Annotated in this window: 7 protein-coding genes; 3 read left to right on the top strand and 4 right to left on the bottom strand. The window is 69.9% G+C overall.

Annotated elements, in window-relative coordinates; translation table 11 throughout:
* The first annotated feature begins 451 nt into the window (after positions 1 to 451).
* Positions 452 to 2218 (top strand): ribonuclease Y, encoded by a 1767-nt coding sequence (rny, locus tag AB0M52_RS07010; protein WP_363949987.1) that lies wholly within the window; start codon positions 452 to 454, stop codon positions 2216 to 2218.
* A gap of 167 nt (positions 2219 to 2385) precedes the next feature.
* On the opposite strand, the gene AB0M52_RS07015 is transcribed toward rny, so the two are convergent.
* From AB0M52_RS07015 to AB0M52_RS07030, 4 genes are all read right to left on the bottom strand, one after another.
* Positions 2386 to 3258: an amino acid ABC transporter permease gene (locus AB0M52_RS07015; RefSeq protein WP_363949989.1), complete on the bottom strand. Its 873-nt coding sequence runs from the start codon at positions 3256 to 3258 to the stop codon at positions 2386 to 2388.
* Positions 3258 to 3932 (bottom strand): amino acid ABC transporter permease, encoded by a 675-nt coding sequence (locus AB0M52_RS07020; RefSeq protein ID WP_363949992.1) that lies wholly within the window; start codon positions 3930 to 3932, stop codon positions 3258 to 3260. The genes AB0M52_RS07015 and AB0M52_RS07020 overlap by 1 nt, the downstream gene beginning before the upstream one ends.
* An 81-nt stretch (positions 3933 to 4013) precedes the next feature.
* Positions 4014 to 4880: a glutamate ABC transporter substrate-binding protein gene (locus AB0M52_RS07025; protein WP_363949995.1), complete on the bottom strand. Its 867-nt coding sequence runs from the start codon at positions 4878 to 4880 to the stop codon at positions 4014 to 4016.
* Positions 4881 to 4939: 59 nt separating this feature from the next.
* Complete coding sequence (locus AB0M52_RS07030; RefSeq protein WP_363949997.1) at positions 4940 to 5695, bottom strand: amino acid ABC transporter ATP-binding protein; 756 nt, start codon at positions 5693 to 5695, stop codon at positions 4940 to 4942.
* Between the two features lie 183 nt (positions 5696 to 5878).
* Here AB0M52_RS07030 and selD point away from each other — a divergent pair, with 183 nt between their 5' ends.
* Positions 5879 to 6868 (top strand): selenide, water dikinase SelD, encoded by a 990-nt coding sequence (selD, locus tag AB0M52_RS07035; protein ID WP_363950001.1) that lies wholly within the window; start codon positions 5879 to 5881, stop codon positions 6866 to 6868.
* Between the two features lie 222 nt (positions 6869 to 7090).
* Positions 7091 to 7570 (top strand): hypothetical protein, encoded by a 480-nt coding sequence (locus tag AB0M52_RS07040; protein WP_363950004.1) that lies wholly within the window; start codon positions 7091 to 7093, stop codon positions 7568 to 7570.
* Positions 7571 to 7621 lie beyond the last annotated feature (51 nt).

Below are 7621 nucleotides of genomic sequence, written 5' to 3' on the forward strand. Positions count from 1 at the left end.
TGGTTTGATCATGACTTCTTGACCGGAGGCCGCCGGAGACCTAGCCTCGCCATAAAGGCTCACATTGCCCGACCAAGCGCAGGCTAAGCGCACAACATAGATCGCGTAACAGAACCGCATCACTTTGGCCGTATCATCGGCCGTTGACGCCAGCTCCGGACAGGCCGGTCCGGTGCCGGTGTGACAGTGCACCCGGCCCGCCGACCGTCCCTGGGACGCCGTCGGCGGAGGAAGCCATCCCACGGCCAGGCGCTCCGGTCGGGCGTCCAGAGCCGTAGGAGCGTGCCCACAGGCAGGCTTCTGCGGCGCGACGTTCAGGGGAGGCGCGCCATGTCGAGGCGGCACAGGTCCACCAGGTGGCCGGCATGAGCGGGGGGTCGAGCGCGCCCGGCGCTAGGGAGTCCGGGGCCACCGACGACGGCGAGCAGAGTCCGCTGGCTGGAGCCGCGGCATGAGCGCCTTCGACGCCGTCCTGCTGACCGCCGTGCTGGTGCTGACCCTGGTGGTGCTCGGCGCGGTGTTCTTCGGCCTCCGGGTGTTGCGCGGGCTTCAGACGCGTCCGGCACCGGAGGATCCCGCCTACATCGCCGAGAAGGACCGCCAGGAGCAGTCCCTGGCCGCGCTGCGTACCGCCGCCGACGAGGCCAACAGCACCATCGACGTGGCGAAGTCCGCCGCGGCGGCGGCCCGCACGGAGGCGGCGGCGGCCAAGGCGGAGGCGAAGGCCGCCCGGTCGGAGGCGCGCCGGGTGCTCGACGACGCTCGCGCCGAGGCGGACACGGTCCTCGAACGGGCCCACAAGCAGGCCGAGACGGACGCCGAGCAGCTGCGTACCGCGGCCCGGCGCAGCGGCGAGCGGGAGGTGGCGGTGCTCGCCGCGACCACCCGCGAGCAGGCCGCCGAGGCGGAGCGGCGGGCGGCCCGGATGGACGAGCGGGAGCGGCTGCACACCGAGGAGGTGGAGCGGCTCGCCGAACGGGAGCGTCAGCTGACCGCGGCTAGTGCCGCCCTCGCCGCCCGCGATACGGCGCTCGCTGCCCGCGAGGACGAGCTGGCCGAGGCGGAGAAGCAGCGGCGTCGCGAGCTGGAGCGGGTCGCCGGGCTGACCGCCGACGCCGCGCGGGCCGAACTGGTCGAGGCGATCGAGACCCAGGCCAAGCGGGAGGCCGCGCTGCTGGTGCGGGACATCGAGTCCGATGCCCGGTCGACCGCCGAGCAGCGGGCCCGACACATCGTGGTCGACGCCATCCAGCGGGTGGCCAGTGAGCAGACGGCCGAGAGCGTGGTCAGCGTGCTGCACCTGCCGGGCGACGAGATGAAGGGCCGCATCATCGGCCGGGAGGGCCGCAACATCCGGGCCTTCGAGTCGGTCACCGGAGTCAACCTGATTATCGACGACACGCCCGAGGCGGTGCTGCTGTCCTGCTTCGATCCGGTACGCCGGGAGGTGGGCCGGCTGACGCTGGAGAAGCTGGTGCTCGACGGTCGGATCCATCCGCACCGGATCGAGGAGGTGCACGAGCTGGCCCGGCAGGAGGTGGACCAGCTGTGCCGGCGGGCCGCCGAGGACGCCCTGGTCGAGGTCGGCATCACCGAGATCCACGACGAGCTGGTCACGCTGCTGGGTCGGCTGCGCTACCGCACGTCGTACGGGCAGAACGTGCTCAAGCATCTGGTCGAGACGGCGCACATCGCCGGCATCATGGCCGCGGAGCTACGCCTGGACGTGCCGTTGATCAAGCGGTCGGCGTTCCTGCACGACATCGGCAAGGCGCTCACCCACGAGGTGGAGGGCAGCCACGCCATCATCGGCGCCGACGTGGCCCGCAAGTACGGCGAGAGCGAGGACGTGGTGCACGCCATCGAGGCGCATCACAACGAGGTTCCGCCGCAGACCGTCGAGGCCGTGCTCACCCAGGCGTCCGACGCCTGTTCCGGGGGACGGCCGGGGGCGCGGCGGGAGAGCCTTGAGGCGTACGTCAAGCGGCTGGAGCGGATCGAGGAGATCGCGGCCGGCAAGCTCGGCGTGGAGAAGGTCTTCGCCATGCAGGCGGGCCGGGAGATCCGGGTGATGGTCAAGCCCGACGACGTCGACGACATCGGCGCGGCGGTGCTGGCCCGGGACGTGGCCAAGCAGATCGAGGAGGAGCTGACCTACCCCGGCCAGATCCGCGTCACGGTGGTCCGCGAGTCCCGCGTCACCGAGATCGCCCGTTGAGGTGAAAGGAAGGGCCCCTTCTTAACGCCTCAGGCATAGCAAGGGCCCCTTCTTAACGGCTCGCGTCGGGCGATCGCGGCACCGGCGGGCAACAAGGGAGAACGCGCTGCGGCGCCGGCCAACCTGGCCGGCGCCGCATTGTTGTTCAGTTCAGCCCTGCGGCTCTGTCACAGTCCCCCTGCGGTGGAGTCCGCGACGACGACCGGCCCGGTCTGCTTCGGGATCCGGAAGGCACGGCGCGAGGAGCGCCGGTCCAACCAGCCGGCGAACGCGGTGAGCAGCGAGTTGATGACGATGTAGATGATCGCTACCACGATCGCTGCGGCGATGATGTTGCCGTAGTTGGCGGAGAGGTCGTTGACGCCGCGCTGGAGCAGCTCGGGGTAGGCCACGATGTAGCCGAGCGCGGTGTCCTTCAGCAGTACCACCAGTTGGCTGACGATGATCGGCAGCATGGCCCGGGCCGCCTGCGGGATCAGGACGATTCCCATGACCTGGGTCTTGCGCATGCCGATCGCGTACGCCGCCTCGGACTGCCCGCCGGGCACGGCCCGGATACCGGCCCGGAACGCCTCGGCGAGCACCGACCCGTTGTAGAGGGTAAGGCCGATCACCACGGCCCAGAACGCGGGCACGGGGCCCTGGATGAGGAACGGCAGGCCGTAGAAGACGAAGAAGATCATCAGCAGCAGCGGTACGGCCCGGAAGAATTCCACCACCGCGCCGGCCGGGACGCTGATCCACCAGTGCTCGGAGAGTCGCCCGACCGCGAAGATGATGCCGAAGGCGAGCGAGAGCAGCATGCCGACCCCGGCCGCTTTGAGCGTGGCCCAGAGGCCCGGCAGGATGAACTGCGTCCAGGTCTTCGGCTCGGCGAACGGCTTCCACAGCCACGCCTCCAGCTGGTTCGCCTGGTCGAACCTGGTGTAGATCCAGTAGAGCAGCCCGAGCAGGGCGACGCCGAAGATCACGCTCAGGACGGCGTTGCGAACCTTGGCGCGTGGCCCCGGGTGGTCATAAAGGACGCTGCTGGTGCTCATCAGCGCTTCACCGCCAGACGGTTGGCCAGCCAGCCGAAGAAGTAGCCGGTGGGAATGAGGACCGCCGCGAACGTGCCGGCGAAGACCAGGAAGATCGGGATGACCGCGTCACCGTTGAAGTTGATCAGATCCTTCATGACGGTGGAGGACTCCATCAACCCGATGGTGCCGACGATGGTGGCGTTCTTGCAGAGCGCGATCAGGATGCTGCCGAACGGCGCGATCACCGCGCGCGCGGCCTGCGGCAGCACCACGATCCGCAGCGTCTGCGCGAAGGACAGCCCGATCGCCCGGGCCGCCTCGGCCTGCCCGGTCGGCACCGTGTTGATGCCCGAGCGCACCGCCTCGCAAACGAACGCGGCGGTGTAGGTAGACAGGCCTACCACGCCGAGCCAGTAGATGTTGCGGAAGAGGTCGTCCGACAAGGTCAGCCCGAGAGTGACGAACAGACCGAAGTAGCAGAAGAAGATGACCAGGGTGAGCGGGGTGTTGCGGAAGATGTTGACCCAGGCTGCGCCGAAGCCGCGCAGTACGGGTACGGGGGAGACCCGCATCGCGGCCAGCAGCACGCCGAGCACCAGCGCGCAGACCGCGGACGCGCCGGTCAGCTTGAGGATCCAGAGAAAGCCCGACAGGTACGCGTCGAAGTTCTTCGGATCAGTGAATACGTGCATGCTTCGGCTCCCGGGGCACGTGATGGCGGCCGGTGACAGGCCGGAGCCGGCACCCCGACGGGATGCCGGCTCCGGTGCCGGTCAGGCTGCGCCGCAGTGGGTCAGCTTGGTGGAGTCCAGCTCGGGCGCGGGGGTGCCGCTCGCGCCCAGGGTGGTGTCCCAGGCGGCCTTGTAGCTGCCGTCGCTGGCAGCGGCCTTGAGGATCTCGTTGACCTTCTCGCAGCCGGTGGTGTCGTCCTTCTTCAGGCCGATGCCGTACGGCTCGTCCGAGAAGGTGCTGCCGACGACCTTGAACTTGCCGGCGTACTGGCTCTGCGCGGCGTAGCCGGCGAGGATGATGTCGTCGGTGGTCACCGCGTCGACCTGGCCACCCTCCAGCAGCGGCAGGCACTTCGAGTACGCGTCGAACTGCTGCAGCTTGGCGTCCGGGTAGTTCTCCTGGATCCGCTTGGCCGGGGTCGAGCCGCTGACCGAGCAGACCGTCTTACCCGCCAGCTGGTCCGGGCCGGTGAGCGTCGAGTCCGACTTGACCAGCAGGTCCTGGCCGGCGACGAAGTACGGGCCAGCGAAGTTGACCTTCTGCTTGCGCTCGTCGTTGATGGTGTAGGTGGCCACCACCAGGTCGACCGTGCCCTGCTCGATGAAGGGCTCACGGTTGGCCGACACGGTGGTCTTCCACTCGATGTTGCCCTCGTCGACGCCGAGGCCCTTCGCGATGATCTTGCCGATCTCGATGTCGAAGCCCTCGTACTTGCTGCCGGTCTGCAGGCCCAGGCCCGGCTGGTCGGCCTTGACGCCGATGACCAGCTTCTTCTGGCTCTCGGCCTTGCCAACGATGCCGGTGGCGCCCGTGCCGGAGCCGCCCTCGTCGCTGTCCCCGCCGCAAGCGGCCATCGCGACCGCGAGGCCGGCAACGGCGGCGACAGCCGCCATGCGCTTCATTCGCATACTTGTTCTCCTTCTTCGACTGGAGCCTGCCGGGTCACGGCCCGCTCTACTACGGACGCCTAGTGCGTGAGGATCTTGGAGAGGAAGTCCTTGGCGCGCTCGCTGCGCGGGTTGGCGAAGAACTCCGCCGGGGCCGCGTCCTCGACGAGCTTGCCGTCGGCCATGAAGATGACCCGGTTGGCGGCGTGCCGCGCGAAACCCATCTCGTGGGTGACCACGACCATCGTCATGCCGTCGCGGGCCAGCGAGGTCATCACGTCCAGCACCTCGCCGACCATCTCCGGGTCGAGCGCGCTGGTGGGCTCGTCGAAGAGCATCGCCTTGGGCTGCATGGCCAGCGCGCGGGCGATCGCGGCGCGCTGCTGCTGGCCGCCGGAGAGCTGTGCCGGGAACTTGTCGGCCTGGTTCGCGATGCCCACCCGGTCGAGCAGGGCCAGGCCCCGCTCGCGGGCCGCCGCCGGCTTCTCCCTGCGCACCTTGACCGGGCCGAGCGTGACGTTCTCGAGGATCGTCTTGTGCGCGAAGAGGTTGAACGACTGAAACACCATGCCGACCTCGCTGCGCAGCTTGGCCAGCGCCTTGCCCTCGGCCGGCAGCGCCTGCCCGTCGAAGGTGATGGTGCCGGAGTTGATCGGTTCCAGTCGGTTGATCGTGCGGCACAGGGTCGACTTGCCGGAGCCGGACGGGCCGATCACCACGACCACCTCGCCGCGGCCCACCGACAGTGAGACGTCGTCCAGCACGTGCAGCGGCCCGAACCACTTGTTGACCGAGTCCAGCACGATGAGCGGTTCGCCCGTCGCCACGTCGTCCACCGTCCCTCGTTGCCCATCGAGGGCCGGTCGACCCTCGGATAGCGGCCACTGTAGGCGGGGTGAAGTGGCGGAACACAACCCAGATGGTCACGGAGCGGTAACACCGTTTCCGGATCGGCCCGCCGCGTCCGAAATTGCCCGCTCCGGGTGGCGCTCACGAGGAGTGACGGAGATCATGTGGGGATGACCGAGCCTGTGCGCCTGACCCGGTACGCCCGCGGCGGCGGGTGCGCGTGCAAGATCCCACCCGGTGAGCTGGAGGCGATGGTGGCCGGCCTCGGACCCGCCGCCGACAGCGCCGACCTGCTGGTCGGGCTCGACCACGGCGACGACGCCGCGGTGGTCCGGCTGGACGAGCGGACCGGCGTGGTGACCACGGCGGACTTCTTCACCCCGGTGGTCGACGACGCGTACGACTGGGGGCGGATCGCCGCGGCCAACGCGCTGTCCGATGTGTACGCGATGGGTGGCCGCCCGCTGGTCGCGCTGAACCTGCTCTGCTGGCCGCGCGAGGTGCTGCCGCTGGAACTGGCCCGGGAGGTGCTGCGGGGCGGCCGGGACGTGGCCGGCGCCGCCGGCTGTCTGCTGGCCGGCGGGCACAGCGTCGACGACGACGGCCCGAAGTACGGCCTGGCGGTCACCGGGCTGGTCCGGCCGGAGGAACTGATCACCCTCGACGCCGGGCGGGCCGGGTTGCCGCTGTCGCTGACTAAGCCGCTCGGGGTCGGCGTGCTCAACACCCGGCACAAGAACACGGGCGAGAGCTTTCCCGAGGCGGTCGCGGCGATGACCACGCTGAACCGGGACGCGGCGGTGGCGGCGGTGGCGGCGGGGGTGCGCTGCGGTACCGACGTGACCGGGTTCGGCCTGCTCGGCCACGCCTCGAAGCTGGCCCGCGCCAGCCAACTCACCGTGGCGATCGACATCGCCCGGGTGCCCTTGCTGACCGGTGCCCGGGAGGCGGTCCGCGACGGGTACGTCAGCGGTGGCTCCCGCCGCAACCTGGAGTGGGTGACCCCGTGGACCGACTTCGGCCGGGCTGGGGACGCGGACCGGCTGTTGCTCGCCGACGCGCAGACCTCCGGGGGCCTGCTGGTGGCCGGGGAGTTGCCCGGCGCGCCGGTGATCGGTGAGCTGTTGCCGCGCAGCGAGCACCTGGTCGTGCTGCGCTGACCGCTGCCACGATGCCGCTCGGCGGCGAGCCGCTGCGGGGAATCAGCACCATACCCGATAAACTGTCATCTTCCCGCTACTCATGGCGATGAGGCCTGGGGAAATTCTGCCCAGAATGGTCACAGACCGGTAACTTGCCCCCGGCTAGGGGCAAATGCACCCCACCATCGTCTGTAAGGCCCGATCCGGAGGCCGGTGGGACGAGCACAGCGAGGAGGCGGCGTGACCGAGCTGTGGAACTGGAGAATCGACCAGGCGCGACCGGTGGAGGTCTATCCGGCGCTGGCCGACGCGCTCGGTCGGGTGGTGATGCCACTGGCGGTGGCCGACCCGGCCCGGCTGCCGAAGTACGCGGTGATCTGCGACGTCTGGCAGGCGCCGGGCGAGTTCGCCACGATCGTGGACTGCTACGGCGTGCCCGACGGGCTGCCCGAGTTGCCCACCATCGCGGCGCTGGCCCGGCTGCTCGACCGCAACTGCCTGCTGCGCGACGACACGCTCGACGACACCCGGCACCTGTTGGTCGCCCCCGACGGCAGCATCCGCCCGGTGCACTTCGACGTGCGGGAGACCGACGACGGCGAGGTCCTGAGCGATCGGCGCCTGTGCACCGAGGCCGACCCGCGCTGTCGGGGCTGGTCGCGCTGCCACCGTTCCCGGTGGGCGCCCGACTCGGTGAACCCGGCCCTCGCCGCCGCCTGACGCGCAAGGAAGGGGCCCCTGTTAAGAGGGGGCCCTTCCTCTACCCCAGGC

Origin of the sequence: Micromonospora sp. NPDC051296 (genome assembly GCF_040682255.1) — a bacterium.
GTDB lineage: Bacteria > Actinomycetota > Actinomycetes > Mycobacteriales > Micromonosporaceae > Micromonospora > Micromonospora craterilacus.